Annotated in this window: 14 protein-coding genes; 12 read left to right on the forward strand and 2 right to left on the reverse strand. The window is 48.5% G+C overall.

The genetic code is table 11. From position 1 onward, the window contains the following. Positions 1-200: 200 nt before the first annotated feature. From T456_RS0108455 to T456_RS0108470, 4 genes are all read left to right on the forward strand, one after another. Entirely contained in the window at positions 201-1013 is an 813-nt protein-coding gene (locus tag T456_RS0108455; protein ID WP_024865758.1) for an ADP-ribosylglycohydrolase family protein, read from the forward strand. A 252-nt stretch (positions 1014-1265) separates the two neighbouring features. After that, positions 1266-2669, forward strand: a complete 1404-nt coding sequence (locus T456_RS0108460) for an MATE family efflux transporter (RefSeq protein WP_024865759.1) — start codon at positions 1266-1268, stop codon at positions 2667-2669. Positions 2670-2810: 141 nt separating this feature from the next. Next, on the forward strand, positions 2811-3773 hold the full coding sequence (locus T456_RS0108465; protein WP_024865760.1) for a hypothetical protein: 963 nt from the start codon (positions 2811-2813) through the stop codon (positions 3771-3773). Between the two features lie 32 nt (positions 3774-3805). Next, positions 3806-4450, forward strand: a complete 645-nt coding sequence (locus tag T456_RS0108470) for an MBL fold metallo-hydrolase (RefSeq protein WP_024865761.1) — start codon at positions 3806-3808, stop codon at positions 4448-4450. Between the two features lie 22 nt (positions 4451-4472). Here T456_RS0108470 and T456_RS21220 read toward each other — a convergent pair whose 3' ends face one another. Continuing rightward, complete coding sequence (locus T456_RS21220) at positions 4473-5324, reverse strand: CPBP family intramembrane glutamic endopeptidase (RefSeq protein WP_024865762.1); 852 nt, start codon at positions 5322-5324, stop codon at positions 4473-4475. A gap of 150 nt (positions 5325-5474) precedes the next feature. Between T456_RS21220 and T456_RS0108480 the strand changes: the two genes are divergently transcribed. From T456_RS0108480 to T456_RS23050, 7 genes are all read left to right on the forward strand, one after another. Further along, the gene (locus T456_RS0108480; protein WP_024865763.1) at positions 5475-6848 is read left to right on the forward strand and encodes a redoxin domain-containing protein; all 1374 of its coding nucleotides are present in this window, start codon (positions 5475-5477) and stop codon (positions 6846-6848) included. A gap of 59 nt (positions 6849-6907) precedes the next feature. Beyond that, on the forward strand, positions 6908-9247 hold the full coding sequence (locus T456_RS0108485; RefSeq protein ID WP_024865764.1) for a glycoside hydrolase family 3 protein: 2340 nt from the start codon (positions 6908-6910) through the stop codon (positions 9245-9247). A gap of 55 nt (positions 9248-9302) precedes the next feature. Next, on the forward strand, positions 9303-10196 hold the full coding sequence (locus T456_RS0108490) for a DUF362 domain-containing protein (protein WP_024865765.1): 894 nt from the start codon (positions 9303-9305) through the stop codon (positions 10194-10196). 29 nt (positions 10197-10225) lie between these two features. Continuing rightward, positions 10226-10627 carry a (deoxy)nucleoside triphosphate pyrophosphohydrolase gene (locus T456_RS0108495; protein WP_024865766.1) on the forward strand — a complete coding sequence of 134 codons (402 nt, stop codon included), beginning with the start codon at positions 10226-10228 and terminating at the stop codon, positions 10625-10627. Positions 10628-10683: 56 nt separating this feature from the next. Further along, the gene (locus T456_RS21225) at positions 10684-11439 is read left to right on the forward strand and encodes a YwaF family protein (RefSeq protein WP_242835899.1); all 756 of its coding nucleotides are present in this window, start codon (positions 10684-10686) and stop codon (positions 11437-11439) included. A 442-nt stretch (positions 11440-11881) separates the two neighbouring features. Continuing rightward, positions 11882-12424, forward strand: coding sequence for a hypothetical protein (locus T456_RS0108505; protein ID WP_024865768.1), 543 nt, complete (start codon positions 11882-11884; stop codon positions 12422-12424). A 96-nt stretch (positions 12425-12520) separates the two neighbouring features. Further along, complete coding sequence (locus tag T456_RS23050) at positions 12521-13513, forward strand: DUF4298 domain-containing protein (RefSeq protein WP_024865769.1); 993 nt, start codon at positions 12521-12523, stop codon at positions 13511-13513. Here T456_RS23050 and T456_RS0108515 read toward each other — a convergent pair. Beyond that, a complete protein-coding gene (locus T456_RS0108515; RefSeq protein ID WP_024865770.1) occupies positions 13492-14541 on the reverse strand; it encodes a LacI family DNA-binding transcriptional regulator in 1050 nt (349 codons plus the stop codon). The genes T456_RS23050 and T456_RS0108515 overlap by 22 nt on opposite strands. Positions 14542-14749: 208 nt before the next feature. Between T456_RS0108515 and T456_RS0108520 the strand changes: the two genes are divergently transcribed. Further along, positions 14750-15670, forward strand: coding sequence for an ABC transporter permease (locus tag T456_RS0108520; RefSeq protein WP_024865771.1), 921 nt, complete (start codon positions 14750-14752; stop codon positions 15668-15670). Positions 15671-15674 lie beyond the last annotated feature (4 nt).

The following is a 15674-nucleotide window of genomic DNA, read 5'->3' on the forward strand; positions in this document are numbered from 1 at the left end:
GCCACTTACGAGTGCAGCATTTCATGAGACCATAGAGAAGCAGGTCGCCTCGCAGGTGACCACTTCTCTTTTCTTTTTTCCTATAATCATCTCATAACAAGAAAACAGGCAGGTTTCGGGTAAGCGACTTAAGCCCGGGGAGAGACACCGGAGAAAAGAAACAGCTCAGTCGGGACAGACAGCGCAGAACGGAGGTATTTATGTACGGAGCAATTTTAGGAGATATGGTTGGAGCACCCTATGAGTTTGACAGGGGTGATAAGAGCAAGGAATTTGAAATGTGGAACAAGTGGGTTCAGTTCACTGATGACAGCGTTATGAGCATCGCGATTGCGGACGGAATCATGGAAGCCGGGAAGGATTCCGGTGAAGAACAGATAAAAGAGGCGCTGGTTAAAAAGATGCGCGCATGGGGAAATCGCTATCCCAACGCGGGCTATGGCGGAAGGTTCTTCCGCTGGCTTTTTGGCCCGGATCCCAAGCCCTACGGCAGTTACGGAAACGGCTCGGCCATGAGGGTCTCATCGGTTGGATGGCTCTATGACAACCTGGACAGGACCAGGGAAGTTGCCCGCTGGACCGCAGAGGTGACTCACAATCACCCGGAGGGGATCAAAGGCGCAGAGGCAACGGCATCCGTCATCTTTATGGCAAGGACAGGGGCTACTAAGGATGAGATAAAAGAATATGTGATAAAAGAGTTCGGTTATGACTTAAGCCGCACCTGTGATGAGATAAGACCCGGGTATTTTCACAATGAATCCTGCCAGAAGACGGTGCCGGAGGCAATCACAGCCTTCCTTGAAGGAGAGAGCTTTGAGGATGTTATAAGGACTGCGGTGTCACTTGGCGGTGACTGCGACACCCTGACCTGTATTGCGGGCGGCATGGCAGAGGCATTCTATGGCATCCCCGAGGATATGAAAGCCAATACCTGTAAGAGGCTTGAGGATGACATGATCGAAGTTCTCAACAGGTTTGATAAGGTCAGGATTCCAAATCCAGCCTTATAAATTGTGGTTCGGAAGCTGTCTCTTTTGCCTGAAGATTCACTGGTTGTGGATAATTGAAAGCGCCGGCGGCGAAAAATCCATTAATTTTGTGAAATTCGACTATTACGAAGAACTCTGAAAATCATTAAAATACAACCTGGAAATAAACGAAAACATAATATTGGCTGCCTGTATCGGGCGGCCGGGTTGTAACTGTACGCATGTGAAGTGAAGGCCTTTGCATGCGTATTTTTTTGTGCTTGGAGGTAAAAAATGAATCAGAACGCAAACAAATATCTCGCAGAAGAAAAGATCGGAAAGCTTCTGCTTAAATTCTCGATACCCTGCATCATGTCCCTTCTGGTGTCGGCACTTTACAATATTGTCGACCAGATCTTCATCGGCCGCGGAATCGGATATCTTGGGAACGGCGCAACAAACGTGGTTTTCCCCATAACAATAATCTCACTTGCCGTTGCTCTTATGATCGGCGACGGATGCGCAGCATTCCTCAGCCTGTGCCAGGGCAAAAAAGACTTAAAGAGCGCCAACAAAAGTGTGGGAAATGCAGTCACTTTGCTCGTTGGCATGGGCCTTTTGATGACAGTTCTTTTTGCTGTATTCAAGAGCCGGATTCTCTACGTCTTTGGAGCCACAGAGAATAACTTTGCCTACGCAAGTGAATACTTCAATTTTATTATCATCGGAATTCCTTTCTTCGTGGTTGGAAACGGATTAAACTCCATCATCAGAGCCGATGGAAGCCCTAAGTTTGCCATGATCACTACACTTGTGGGCTGCATCATAAATGTGATCCTGGACCCGGTTGCCATTTTCGCTCTGGGCTTGGGAATGATGGGCGCTGCACTTGCCACAATCACAGGCCAGATTGTTACTGCTATCTGCGGGATCGCATATCTTACAAGAGCCAAGTCAGTCAGGCTCAGTAAAAAGAGCTTTCTCCCTGACCCTGAGATCATCGGAAAATTCCTGCCCCTTGGAATCAGCAGCTTCCTTACTCAGATCTCGATCGTTGTGATCATGGGCGTTATGAACAATGTCCTTGTTGTCTACGGCGCCAGAAGCAAATACGGCGCAGACATTCCTCTTACAGTTGTGGGGATCGTCATGAAGGTATTCCAGATCGTTATCTCAGTATGCATCGGCATCGCAGCAGGATCTCAGCCGGTTATCGGCTACAACTACGGAGCAGGAGAGTACAGAAGGGTCAGACAGATCTTTATGGCTATCGTTAAGGCTGAAACCGTAGTTGGCACCGTTGCTCTGATCCTCTTTGAGTTCTTCCCGCTGCAGATCACCTCAATATTTGGAAGCGAAGACGGCCTGTATAACGAATTTGCGGTATTGTCCTTCAGGCTCTTCCTTTCGATGATAGTCCTCACCTGTCTTCAGAAATCAATCAGCGTATTCCTGCAGGCGCTGGGTAAGCCTGTGATGTCCATGGGACTGTCTCTCCTCAGAGACTTTGTGCTGAGCGTTCCTTTTGCTATTGTGCTTCCCATGTTTTTGGGTGTGGAAGGCGCACTGTATTCTGCACCCATAGCGGATATCGGCTCCATCATTGCCGCTGCTATTATGTCCGCAGTTATGCTTAAGGAGCTGAAAGCCAAAGAAGATGGCGCAAAAGAGCTTGTTCCTGCTCGGGAGGTAGCATAACTTCCCAGGCTTCTTAGTAGACCGTAGCATAACATCCCTTTTCCGGTACTTTTCCGTGGTATAATTATAAGTAAGTCTATCCGGGTGCATAAGGAATGCGCATCCGACATAGAAGAGGGAAAAGAACTGAGGAGGAATATTGTGAAAAGAAAATTAGTTGCGGCAGCTCTGGCTGCCGTGTTTGTGCTGGGAGGATGCGGCAAAGGCTCCGAACCGGCGCAGGATTCCATGTTTGAGCAGGTAGGACAAAGCAGCGAAACAGGCACAGAGACTGCAGATACCGCCGGGCAAAACGACGCAGGATCCGGCGAAGAAGGAGCAACAGGAAACGAAGTCACCACCGAGTCCTGCACTTCGGAAAATGCCGGGGATGACTACACAGAGCAGATCCGCAGCGAGATAGCCGATATCGTAGCTTCTTCGGAATCTCTTTCCGCCGAACTTGTAAGTGTTAACAAACTTTACGACAAATATGACGAGCTTCGCATGAACGCTCCCGATCAGACCAGCATCAACCTTCTTTCCAAATGGGGTACGCAGGTCTGGAAGGAAGAAGTGGCTAGCCTCCTGAGCAGGATTCAGGAAAAAGACCCGGAGATCTACAGCGAGATTCAACCTGATTACGAGAAGTGGGAAAGGTACGTGCCTTCCATGGCGGAGAAGATGAGCGAAACCTACAAGGAAGGCTCAATCTACGCCATGATCTATAATTACAATGAGGCAATGCGATACAAGCAGAAGGCATTCAGCCTTGCAAGTACCCTGGCGGACCTTAATGATGATGTGGCCTTTGAGCTTCCGGATTCCACACCCTGCGGCTACTACGGCGATTACGACGGGGACCATTACCTTATCATTACAGAGGGCATGGAGAACGGCTCCTATGATATTCTGATCCACATCGATGATTCAAAGGTAATCAAGGGATGGGCAACAACAGATGATTATCCCGGTGGAGTTCAGGTCCTTAGATTTAACAGCGATGACGGGAATGTGGCAGGAACCATAGATTTCTCCATCTTTGATTCCACATTTTATGTGGCAGAGACAGACGGCTCCATTGTAGGGCCTGAAGAGGCATACAGCTTCACATTTAAGTACTGATAACCGCAAGAAAGTGACAGAAGGGGGATTATATGCTAGACAGAATCGATGTATTTACCCAGAGCAGCATCAGGATCAGAAGCGACGTGGGCACAATTTATATTGATCCTTTCCACTTGAAGGAAGAGCCCCATGACGCAGACTTTGTACTCATCACACATCAGCACTATGATCACTTTTCCGTGGAGGATATCCGCAAGGTCATCAAATCTTCCACAGTGCTTGTCTGCCCCGAGAGCATGATCGACGATGCCGGGGAAGTAGGACATGAGGTAAAAGAGCTGGTGGGGGTAAAGCCCGGGGTTTATCGCGAGATAAGCGGATTGGAGCTTGAGACAGTTCCCGCCTATAATACGTTAAAGCCCTTCCACCCCAAGAGAGCTGAATGGGTCGGATATATCCTGAGAGTTGACGGCAAACGCATATATATTGCCGGGGACACGGGACTTACATCGGAGGCAAAACAGGTTAAGTGCGAGATAGCTCTTTTGCCCATAGGTGGAACCTACACCATGGATGCCAAGAGAGCGGCGGAACTTGCCAATATAATAAGACCTGAGTACGTCATCCCTACCCACTACGGAAGCATAGTGGGCAAGAAATCCGATGCACAGGTCTTTGCAGGGCTGGTAAAGAGCCCGATCAAGGTTGTCGAGAAAATGCAATATTTTGAGTAATGATAAGTGGAACAGGTGAGGGTCAGACAGATCCCTCCTTGTTCCATTTTTTGTTCCAAAGTTCCATGATCGCCGGGCGGTTGTCTTTGCTTACAAGCCTTAAAGCCAGCACTGCAGCCACAATTGCAGCGGCCACGGTGATCCAGTCGCCTATTCCCATGCCTGTCATGATTCCGCCGGTGCTGCCAAGATCGCCGCGGCAGAACTCCAGGAAATCAAGGCTCATATGTGCGAGAATAACAGCCCAGGCGTTGGCGGTCCTAAGATACACGGCGCCCAGGATCATTCCGATGCCTATGGCATAGACGGCCTGAATAAGAGCGGCAGCGATGTCTGCTCCGGATAAGATGTTTGTAAGGTGGAACAGACCGAAGAATACGGAGGAGAGCCAGAAAATGGTCATTATCTTTTTCTCGGACTTAGCTGTTCTCATGTAGTTGGAAACCCCGAGAATGCGGAACATGGCCTCTTCACCAAAGCCGGGTGCGGTGGCTTTCAGAAGTGCCAGAAATACGCTGCTTGTTCCTAAGGTTATCATACTGACAGCGCTGCCCACATAGTGGATAAGAAGTGCCGGAAGCATCATCAAAAGAGCCTTAACAAAGCCCTTACCTGACAGGATGTCCTGAAAATCAGGCCTGAACCACAGCATGTAAATAAATATCGCTACAAGTGCGCCTATGGCTGCGCCAATTCCAATTGCAGTGGTTGTGGTTCCTGCCGGGGTTACGAGTTCAGTGCCGTACCCCGGAATAAACCGGGCGATCATAAGGTCTATCGTGGTGCCCAAATTCATAAATATCAATGCAAAAACAAATAGAATGAAGTATCCCAAAATGGGATGGTCGAGTATCTTGTGAGATCTGGTTTTCATTTCTTCCCTCCGAAAAGTATTTTCTTTGTAATATTATACAGGAAAATTGTACCGCTATAAAAAAGTTAATTTTATGCTATAATAGATTGCACAAAATGAATTAGTGCACTATGAAACACAGTTAATGGCAATATAAGAAAGGTTTTTCATATGAACGTTACATTGTTTACCGTATTCCTGCAGGGACTGCTCAGCTTCTTTTCACCATGCGTACTGCCCCTGCTTCCTGTCTATATGGGATATCTTTCCGGCGGAACCCTTAAGGAGGACGAAGAGGGGAAAAGACATTACGACAGAGCCAAAGTCATGATAAATACAGTATTCTTCGTAATCGGCGTAAGCTTTGCCTTTTTCCTTCTGGGAATGGGACTTAGCGTGCTGGGCAGGTTCTTTAGCGGCAACCAGATCCTGTTTGTGAGGATCGGCGGAATAATTGTCATCATGTTCGGCTTGTATCAGCTAGGCGTGTTCGGCGACAGCCGCCTCCTTGGCAGCGAGAGAAGGCTTCCCATCGATCTTGGCAAGCTCTCAATGTCGCCCCTGACAGCGCTTCTTATGGGCTTTGTTATCAGCTTCGCCTGGAGCCCCTGCATCGGACCGGTGCTGTCCTCGGTGCTCATCATGGCGGCTTCAGCAAGCTCGGCTTCTGTGGGATTTCTTTTGATCGGGGTATACACCCTGGGCTACATCATCCCCTTCCTTCTGGTGGGACTGTTCACCACCTCACTTCTTGAATTCTTCGGAAAGCACAGGGGAGTTGTCAGGTACACAGTCAAAATCGGCGCCGTTCTCATGATCCTCATGGGAATACTGATGTTTACAGGGCGTCTCAACAGCATATCCGGGTATCTTTCAAAGTTCTCCGGCGCGCAGCTGGAGGTTGCGGGAGCGCAGACGGCAGGCGAGGATACAGCAGAATCAGCGGACGCTGAGAATGCCAACGCGAATGATGCTCAGGGAAAAGAAACAGCTCAGTCAGCGGAAGATACCGGCGAAACTCAGGACCAGACTGCCTCGGAATCCGAAAACACTGAAACAGCCGCAGACTCCGGGAATACTGCAGCGCAGGATGACACCGACCTTATCCCTGCACCGGATTTTACTCTGACAGACCAGTATGGCAACACCCACAGCCTTGCTGACTACAGGGGCAAGGTGATATTCCTTAATTTCTGGGCAACCTGGTGCCCGCCCTGCAGAGCGGAGATGCCTGCAATCCAGGAACTGTACGAGAAGTATTCACAGCAGGAAGATTCTGAGGTTGTGATCCTGGGAGTTGCTTTCCCCGGCATGGGAGAGGAGAAAGATGCTGAGGGAATCGCTGCTTTCATGGAGGAGAACGGCTACACCTATCCCGTTCTTATGGATGAAGGCGCAACGCTGCAGCTTCCCTACTACATAACGGCCTTCCCCACCACGTTCCTGATAAATCCCGACGGAAATGTTCTTGGCTATATACCGGGTGCCATGACTAAAGATATAATGGAAGATGTAATTGCACAGGCACTTGCGGAATCAAACTAAGTAACAGCAAACGGAAATATGTACGAGCAGGCTTAATCAGTTAGCCAAGAGGAAATAATATGCCTAAGAGTAAATTTCGTAAGAAAATAGAAAAAAACATAGCAATGTTTTTTGACAAGGTCATGGGCAGCGGACTTGCTCAGGACGAGAACACCGCAGACGGAAAGCGCTACATCACACCGGGTATGCCCGAAAAGGTCAGAGAGCTGGCGAGTGAGGGAATCGTGCTTCTTAAAAATGACGGGGGGCTTCCGATCACTGAAGGCAGAAAGGTGTCGGTATTCGGAAGAGTGCAGCACGACTGGTTCTACGTGGGATACGGCAGCGGCGGAGATGTACATCCGCCCTATGAGATATCTTTTTTCGAGGGACTTAAGAATGCAGGGATTTCCTACAACGAGAAATTGAAGACTGTCTATGATTCCTGGTGCGGGCTTGAGGAGAATGAGGCGGACCATGGATATTGGGGACATTGGCCTTATTTTTATGAGGAGATGCCCCTGACAGATCAGCTTGTAGAAGAGGCGAAGAGAGAAAGCGATGTTGCCATGGTTATCATCGGAAGGGCAGCAGGCGAGGACCGCGAGAACAAGCTTGAGGAGGGCAGTTACTATCTGACTGCCACCGAGAAGGACATGCTGTCCAGGGTCACAAAGGCCTTTGATAAGACGATTCTTATCATGGACTGCGGCAATGTAATAGACTTGTCTTTTACCGAGGATTACAGACTGTCGGCCATTGTCTATGCATGGCAGCTGGGACAGGAAAATGCCAATGCTCTTGGAAATGTTCTGTCCGGAAAGGTATCTCCTTCCGGCAAGCTCAGCGATACCATCGCAAGAAACTACAAGGATTATCCTTCAGCAGATAACTTCGGCGGCAAAGAATACAACGACTACGCGGAAGAGATTTATGTGGGCTATCGCCACTTTGTGAGCCTTGCTCCCGAGAAGATACTGTATCCCTTCGGCTTTGGCCTTTCCTACACAACCTTTGGCATCAAGGCTGAGCGCGCATCTGACGCAGGCGTAAAGTGTACCGTCACCAACACCGGAAACTTCCCCGGCAAAGAGGTGGTTCAGGTTTATGTGGAAGCGCCCGAAGGAAAACTTAAGAAATCAAAGAAGGTGCTTGTGGGATACGGCAAGACAAAGCTCCTTTCACCGGGAGAGTCCTGCGAAGTCACTGTTTCTTTTGACCGGGAAAACTTCGCGTCATTTGATGAAGAGGGAGTGACAGGATTTAAGAACGCCTTTGTCCTCGAGGCCGGAGAATACAAGGTGTTTGCAGGAACCGACTGCATTAGAAGCGAGAAGATCTACAGCTTTGAGGTTCCTGAGAATACCTGCGTGGAGCAGTGCCTTGATATAAGCGAGGCGACCAGAAGAGAAAGGATCCTTGCGGATCTGCCAAAAGAGATTGCTCAGACAGGGGACCGCGGCATTAAGCTGGTGGATGTAAAGAACGGAAAGCATACCATGGAGGAATTCATTGCCCAGCTTTCCGATGAGGAACTGTGCGATATAGGAAGAGGCGAAGGCGCAATGGGCTCGGCTCTCGGAACAGAGGGAAATGCCGGGGCCTACGGCGGAATCACAGAGGCACTTCGCGGCAAGGGAATCCCGCCCATTATCACGGCGGACGGCCCTGCGGGACTGCGTGTGAGAAGATTCACAACGCTTCTTCCCTGCGGAACAGCCATTGCATGTTCCTTTAATGAGGCGCTGATAGAAGAGGTGTTTGAGCTCATCGGGCAGGAGGCTATGCATTTCGGAATTGATGTTAATCTTGCTCCCGGAATGAACATCCACAGAAATCCTCTCTGCGGGCGAAACTTTGAATATTACTCCGAAGATCCGTTCCTTTCGGGACACGTTGCGGCAGCAGTGGTAAGAGGAATTCAGAAGGGCGGCGCCGTTGCCTGTCCCAAGCACTTTGCCTGCAACAATCAAGAATTTAACAGGAGCCACAACGACAGCAGGGTGTCAGAGCAGGCTCTCAGGGAGATATATCTTAAGAATTTCGAATACTGCGTAAAGCTTGGAAATCCCGGAAATATCATGACCAGCTACAACAAGGTGAATGGCGTATGGAGCCACTATAACTACGACCTTGTTACCACTGTGCTAAGAAAAGAATGGGGCTACGAGGGAAATGTCATTACCGACTGGTGGATGAGAAAGGCGGTATCTCCGGAATTCCCCGGTATTAAGGATAATGCATATCGCATAAGAGCTCAGGTTGATGTGCTGATGCCCGGTAACATGACACCGGTCAATCAGAAGTACAAGTTCGACAGGGATCTTTTTGACAGTCTTAGATCAGAAGATGGCATTACAAGGGCTGAGCTTCAGCGTACTGCCGTAAATGTCTGCAAATTTGCCATCACCAGGATGTAAGGAAAGCTGTTATAATTAATTGTAATGACTGGATTTTTTGAAGAAGGAGGCACTTATGGGATCAGTATCAAAGGTTTATTTTTCAAGAACTATTACACCGCAGCAGGTTGTAAAAATGTATGAGACACTGGGCAAGAAGCTTGAGGGCAAAGTGGCTGTAAAGGTTCATTCCGGCGAGGACGGAAACCAGAACTTCTTAAAACCTGAGTTTTTCAGACCCATGGTTGAGCATGTAAACGGAACTGTTGTTGAGTGCAATACCGCCTATGACGGAGAGAGAAATTACACTGACAAGCATAAGGTTCTCATTAAGAAGCACGGCTGGAACGATTTCTTTACCGTTGATCTTATGGATGCGGAAGGCCCGGATATTGAGCTTCCAATTGCAAATCCCAGGCATTTAAAGAGTGATATCGTGGGCAAGAACCTTGCAAACTATGATTCCATGCTGGTGCTCTCACACTTCAAGGGACATCCCATGGGCGGCTACGGCGGAGCTTTGAAGCAGCTCTCCATCGGATGCGCATCAACAGCAGGCAAGGTAAATATCCACTCTGCAGGCAAATATGTAAAGGCAGAGGAACAGACCGTTGTCTGGGGAGACCTTCCTCCGCAGGATGCTTTCCTGGAGTCCATGGCGGAAGCGGCTTCTGCAGTTGTCGACTACTTCAAGGGCAACATGGTCTTCATAAACGTTATGAAGAACCTGTCCGTTGACTGTGACTGCTGCGCGGTTGCCGAGGACCCCTGCATGGCTGATGTGGGAATTCTGGCATCAACAGATCCTGTGGCCATTGACAGGGCCTGCATGGATCTCATCTATAAGGCAGATGATCCCGGTCGTGATCACTTCCTTGAGAGGGTTCAGACCAGAAACGGTGAGCACACCATCGACACCGCAGCAGGACTGGGCTTTGGAGTTAAGGAGTATGAGCTGATCGAAATCTGAGAGTAATCTGTTTGTGGCGGGGCTTTGGTATGAAAACGGTTAATGTTGTCGCAGCAATCATCTGTGACAATTACGATAGAAAGACAAAGATATTTGCGACCCAGCGGGGATACGGCGACTATAAGGATGGCTGGGAATTCCCCGGAGGAAAGATAGAAGAAGGGGAGACTCCCCGGCAGGCTCTTGTCCGGGAGATTCGAGAAGAGCTTGGAGCAGGAATAGTAGTTCATGATCTTGTTGACGTTATAGATTATGACTATGAGAAGTTCCATCTTCACATGAACTGCTACTGGGCCACCGTGGAAGAAGGGAAGTTAAAGCTTTTAGAGCACGAAGCCGCGAAATGGCTTAAGAAAGATGAACTGGACAGCGTCGACTGGCTGCCGGCGGATCTTGGTATTCTTCCCAAACTGGCAGCAGCAATGGTCTGATGGGAATCGCGATGTTTGAATATTTCTGGAAACAACAGGATGATATACCTGCAGGGATGGGCTACCCATTATTTGGTGTGGCCCATCTTCTGAGTGTGGCAATCACCCTGTTTTTTGTTGTGATTCTGGCCCGGTGGATAATGGGGCCTGGAGCGGCAAAGCGAGCACGGATCCTCAGGGGGATTCCTCTTTTTATGGTGGGCTTGGAAGTTTTCAAGGATCTCTTTCTGGTTTCTGTCGGAAGATTTGGAATCGGATACCTCCCGCTCCATATTTGCAGTATCGGGATATTCGTATTTCTTTTGCGGGAAGCTGGTTCCCGGCGGCGCCCGCTGTGGCAGTGGGTAAGGGACGTCTTTGGCGAGATTGCCTTCATCCTTATAATGCCGGCGTCTTTTACGGCCCTTATCTTTGCAGACTGGACGGTGTACTACCCGGTTCTTAACTTCATGAATATTTACAGCTACATCTGGCATGGGCTGCTGATTCTTTACCCTGTTGTTCTGTGGCTTACCGGGGAAGTGTCGCCATCCATCCGGCATGTTCACTGCGTGCTTTTGTTCCTGTGCGTTGTAGTGCCGCCAATCTATGCCTTTGACAAGCATTTTGGCTGCAATTACTTCTTTGTCAATTGGCCGGTTCCGGGCAGTCCGTTGTCCTGGCTTTCATCTTTCATGGGAAATCCCGGGTATCTTGTGGGCTACGCCCTGCTGACACTGGCAGTGATCCTGCTGATGTACCTTGGCGTGTGGGCTGCCGGAAAATGTATATTCGGAGACAGGTCTTCTGACACGAAGCCGGTTTCGCTATAATATCAAGTCACTTAAAAAAATAGCGAGAAAAATGTCCGGTTTTCGCTATTATTCAGAATAGTTCCCAAAAATAGCGAAGGATTTCTTGATTTCCTTCGCTATTTTTTTAATGTTTCCTTAAATATAGCGAAAAAGGCCTGATTTTCTCGCTATATTTTAAGGTCATGCCAAATAATAGCGAAATCACATCTTACATGAGTACACCGACCCTTTCAGCACCCTCTCCGCAGCCGCCTTGCCAGGGCAATCGCCTTGCCACATCAATCGCCTTGCCACGGCAATCGCCTTGCCGTCACGCCGCCCAGCCCTCCGTATGGTTGAGCGCTCGATACGCTCTGGTTCGTTCCCGCCTCCATCACTGATTTCATAATTCTTTTAGATTTACATTCCCCAAAATAGAGTATGATTAATTCGTTGCGATTAGTTTAAGGAGGAGTATATTATGAAAAGGAAAATTGTAATCGTACTGGCATGCTGCATGGCTCTTGGCCTGGCTGCATGCGGATCAAACAGTGAGGAAACAAGCGGCCTTCAGGTGGAGACAGTGGCGCAGCAGGACGCTGAGACAGCAGCAGAGCCCGCAGCTGATGCAGACCAGGGAAAAGAAACATCACAGGACGCCGAGACAGCAGCAGAGCCCGCAGCAGACGCCAATCAGGCCACAGACACAACACAGGCCACAGACACAGTTCAGGGAGCCATCACTGAGGAGCAGGCCCTTAATGCAGTGCGTAATTATTGCTTTGCAAGTCAGCCGGATCTGAAGGATATGGTGAATTCCGATGACTACACCATCTATTGGGAGGTTTCCACCAACGATGCCGGCGAGATTGTGGTTCTTTACAGATCCTACACAGCAGCGCTGATTCGCTATTACATTGATCCCGCAACCGGCGACGCATATGTAACCGAGCAGGTTCCCGGAATCATAGATGATGAGCAGAAGAACGGTGAGACCCTCAACATCAGGGAGTACATGGACTAAGCTTTTGCAGTCCCGCCAAGGACAGGAGCAATCCCGCCCGGACAAGAGCAAATACCCCGGTAAAAGAGCCATCACTTTAGGAGAGGTATAAAAAGTATGGGGACGAATTCTGATAACGAGCACATCATAGAAATGGAGCAGCTCTTCGCAAGGATTCTGAAGGCACAGGATGCCTGGCAATCCGACAAGACCGGAAAAAGTGAGGAATATCTTAAACTCCAATCCAATGTGCGAAGGCTTGAAGAATACTACGAATCTCCCCTGTGGAAAAGAGACTTCGAAAGAGATGAGCGTGGAGAAATCCCAAAAGACATAGCAAGGGGTGTTCTCTCGGAAGATGGCATTTACAATATGCTTGAGGAGAACAGAGAAATCCTGGCGACTATAGTCGGAAGCAATAAGATTGCAGTGGTTTTCCCGGGTATCGGATACCACAGTGACAAGCCCCTTCTGTATTACTCCAGGAAACTGGCAAGGGAAGCCGGTTATATTATCGTTGAGATCACTTATGAATTCCCGCATAAACCCGGGGATATAAAAGAAAACGCAGGCAGGATGAAGAATGCCTTCGAGATTGCGGCAGAGCAGGCCACAGAGCAGCTTTCACCGCTGAAGCTCGATCAATGCGGAGATGTTCTTTTTATAGGAAAGAGCATAGGTACCGCGGTTGCGGCATATTACAATGAGCAGAACAAAACAGGGGCAAGGCAGATTGTGTTTACGCCGGTACCCCAGACCTTTGATCTGCTGATGGCAGGGAATGCCTTGGCATCACAGTATGACGATAAAACAACCGGCGCATCATCCGGCAGTGAAAACTCAGATTTTGACCGTTCCATTGTCTTACATGGCGGCTCCGGCTCTGATCACGACCGCCCCATTGTCTTCCACGGCAGCGCAGATCCCTGGTGCGACACAAAGCTTGCAGTGGATAGATGCAAAGAACTGGGCCTTCCGCTTTATATAACGGATAATGCCAACCATTCACTTGAGATGGGCTCTGTACTTACGGATATTGCAAATCTTCAGACAATCCTGGGCACCGTCTCGGATTATATCAAAGACCCTTACTCTGTCGATTCTCTGTAGATCAGATCCGTCTCCGTATATGTAATCCTGTAGTTAAGATCCGGCTGCTCAATCCTGGATATCACAAGATTTGCAGCTGAGTAGCCGATGATCTGGCTGTGAATATGGCTTGTAGACAGGGAAGGAGTCATGATCTTGGACTCCGGTGAGTCATCAAAGCCAAACAGCTTTATATCTTTAGGGCACTCGATGCCCATCTTTCTAAGTCCGTAGAGAAGATCAAGCGCCACGAAGTCGTTGGCGCATACAAACATTTCCGGTAATTCTTTCATATTCTGAAGAGCCTTGTACAGATATTCCTTGTAGTTGGCGTCGTGTGGATGAACCTCAGACAGGCAGTAATCCTCATTAAAACTAAGGTTGTTGATGTACAGCGCCTCTCTGAAGGCCATGAAACGCTCGTAGAAGGAGCGGCAGTGTGTCACCTGGCCAACGAACCCGACTTTAGTGATATTTCTTTTGCTCATATCATTTATGACGGTGTAGATGCTCGAGAAGTTGTCCATCAGCAGAATGTCCGCATTCAGCGGCTTCCAGTAGCTGGCCACGGGGGCATCGATCATAAGCACCGGGATTCCCATGCTGCAGAGCATCTCGCAATATGGATGATTGAACATCTCGATGCAGACGATGGCCTTGGTGTTGTCGGGCCTGAAAGAGATGGGAAGGCTAAGGTCTGCCACATTGTTCTCGTCAACCCTGTGCATCGTCAGGCTGTACCCTAATATGGATATCTCATGCTGAAACTTATCCAGCATGGTGGATGCGAAATGAGAATTGTTAAGGAAGCTTCCGGTGAAAAGAGCTATCTCTCCGGAGGCTTTTGCTTTGGCTACGGAAGGATTCCTGATCTCTGAAACCGAATTGGCATAGGAGAACTGCTTGTATCCCATTTCTATAGCCTTCTCAAGAACCTTCTGTCTGGTGGATTCCGCCAGAACTCCCGTATTATTGATTGCTTTTGAAACTGTATTGCGGGAAACGCCAAGAGCGTCCGCTATATCCTGAAGGGTAACTTTATTAGCCATGATTTTTCTCCGATAAATTATATAGACTGTGTGCTCTTTTTCCACACATCAAAAAGCACCGTTTTCATTATAAAATGTAAAATCAAATGTGTCAAATGTAAAGAGAATATTTTACAAATGTAAAACTATCCTGTTGACACATTATTTCACCCGTGGTATATTTTACATACGCAAACGAAATGTTACAAATGTAAAAGAGGGGAGCAATATGAATGCGAAAGCAAAGGACAACAATCTACATAACACGCTGGTGTATATAAGACAACACTGGCAGTTGTATGTATTCTTTTTGGGACCGGCCCTTATTCTTACGATTGTATTTAAGTATCTGCCCATGGGGGGAATACTGATCGCTTTCCAGAAATACAATCCTTTTAAAGGAATTTTAGGAAGCGAATGGGTAGGACTTAAGTACTTTCAACAGTTTCTTTCATCGCCGGATTTCCTTCAGTATCTGATGAACACCTTGAAACTGAGTGTGTTCGGACTTCTCTGGGGATTCCCGATGCCAATCATTTTGGCACTTCTTCTCAACCGAATAGCCAGCAGCAAGATCAAACAGAAGATTCAGCTGGTACTGTACATGCCAAACTTTATCTCAGTCATCGTACTTTGCGGTATGGTGAGAATCCTCCTGTCAGTAACGGGACCGCTGAACATGCTGCTTGGCAGCAACATCAACTTCCTTACAATACCCGCCGCCTTCAGACCCATCTACATCATAAGCGGCATCTGGCAGGGAGCCGGCTGGGCATCCATCATGTACACCGCAGCTCTTTCAAATGCCAGCAAGGAGCTCAAGGAAGCGGCCATGATCGACGGTGCCAACATCTGGCAGCAGATCAAGGCAGTTGAATGGCCCGCCATAAAGGATATGGTAGTGATCCAGTTCATCCTTCAGGCAGGAAACATCATGAGTATCGGATTCGAGAAGGCATACGCACTTCAGTCGGACATGAACCTGGCTTCATCTGAGATCATAGCGACCTACGTTTACAAAAAGGGTCTCTTAAACGGAGACTACAGCTACTCTACAGCCGTTGGACTTTTCAACACCATCATCAACGTTATCCTGCTGGTTGCGGTTAACAAGATAGTTGAGAAGATGAACGACGGACAGGGACTATAAGGAG

It is taken from the genome of Butyrivibrio sp. FCS014, assembly GCF_000526935.1.
Classification (GTDB): Bacteria; Bacillota; Clostridia; order Lachnospirales; family Lachnospiraceae; genus Butyrivibrio.

What these genes read in the sequence shown, in the direction of transcription:
- T456_RS0108485 (WP_024865764.1), top strand. Translation starts at nt 6,908, where the DNA reads ATGCCTAAGAGTAAATTTCGTAAGAAAATAGAAAAAAACATAGCAATG.
- T456_RS0108515 (WP_024865770.1), bottom strand. Translation starts at nt 14,541, where the DNA reads ATGGCTAATAAAGTTACCCTTCAGGATATAGCGGACGCTCTTGGCGTT.
- T456_RS0108460 (WP_024865759.1), top strand. Translation starts at nt 1,266, where the DNA reads ATGAATCAGAACGCAAACAAATATCTCGCAGAAGAAAAGATCGGAAAG.
- T456_RS21225 (WP_242835899.1), top strand. Translation starts at nt 10,684, where the DNA reads ATGGGCTACCCATTATTTGGTGTGGCCCATCTTCTGAGTGTGGCAATC.
- T456_RS0108480 (WP_024865763.1), top strand. Translation starts at nt 5,475, where the DNA reads ATGAACGTTACATTGTTTACCGTATTCCTGCAGGGACTGCTCAGCTTC.
- T456_RS21220 (WP_024865762.1), bottom strand. Translation starts at nt 5,324, where the DNA reads ATGAAAACCAGATCTCACAAGATACTCGACCATCCCATTTTGGGATAC.
- T456_RS0108455 (WP_024865758.1), top strand. Translation starts at nt 201, where the DNA reads ATGTACGGAGCAATTTTAGGAGATATGGTTGGAGCACCCTATGAGTTT.
- T456_RS23050 (WP_024865769.1), top strand. Translation starts at nt 12,521, where the DNA reads ATGGGGACGAATTCTGATAACGAGCACATCATAGAAATGGAGCAGCTC.
- T456_RS0108520 (WP_024865771.1), top strand. Translation starts at nt 14,750, where the DNA reads ATGAATGCGAAAGCAAAGGACAACAATCTACATAACACGCTGGTGTAT.
- T456_RS0108495 (WP_024865766.1), top strand. Translation starts at nt 10,226, where the DNA reads ATGAAAACGGTTAATGTTGTCGCAGCAATCATCTGTGACAATTACGAT.
- T456_RS0108470 (WP_024865761.1), top strand. Translation starts at nt 3,806, where the DNA reads ATGCTAGACAGAATCGATGTATTTACCCAGAGCAGCATCAGGATCAGA.
- T456_RS0108505 (WP_024865768.1), top strand. Translation starts at nt 11,882, where the DNA reads ATGAAAAGGAAAATTGTAATCGTACTGGCATGCTGCATGGCTCTTGGC.
- T456_RS0108490 (WP_024865765.1), top strand. Translation starts at nt 9,303, where the DNA reads ATGGGATCAGTATCAAAGGTTTATTTTTCAAGAACTATTACACCGCAG.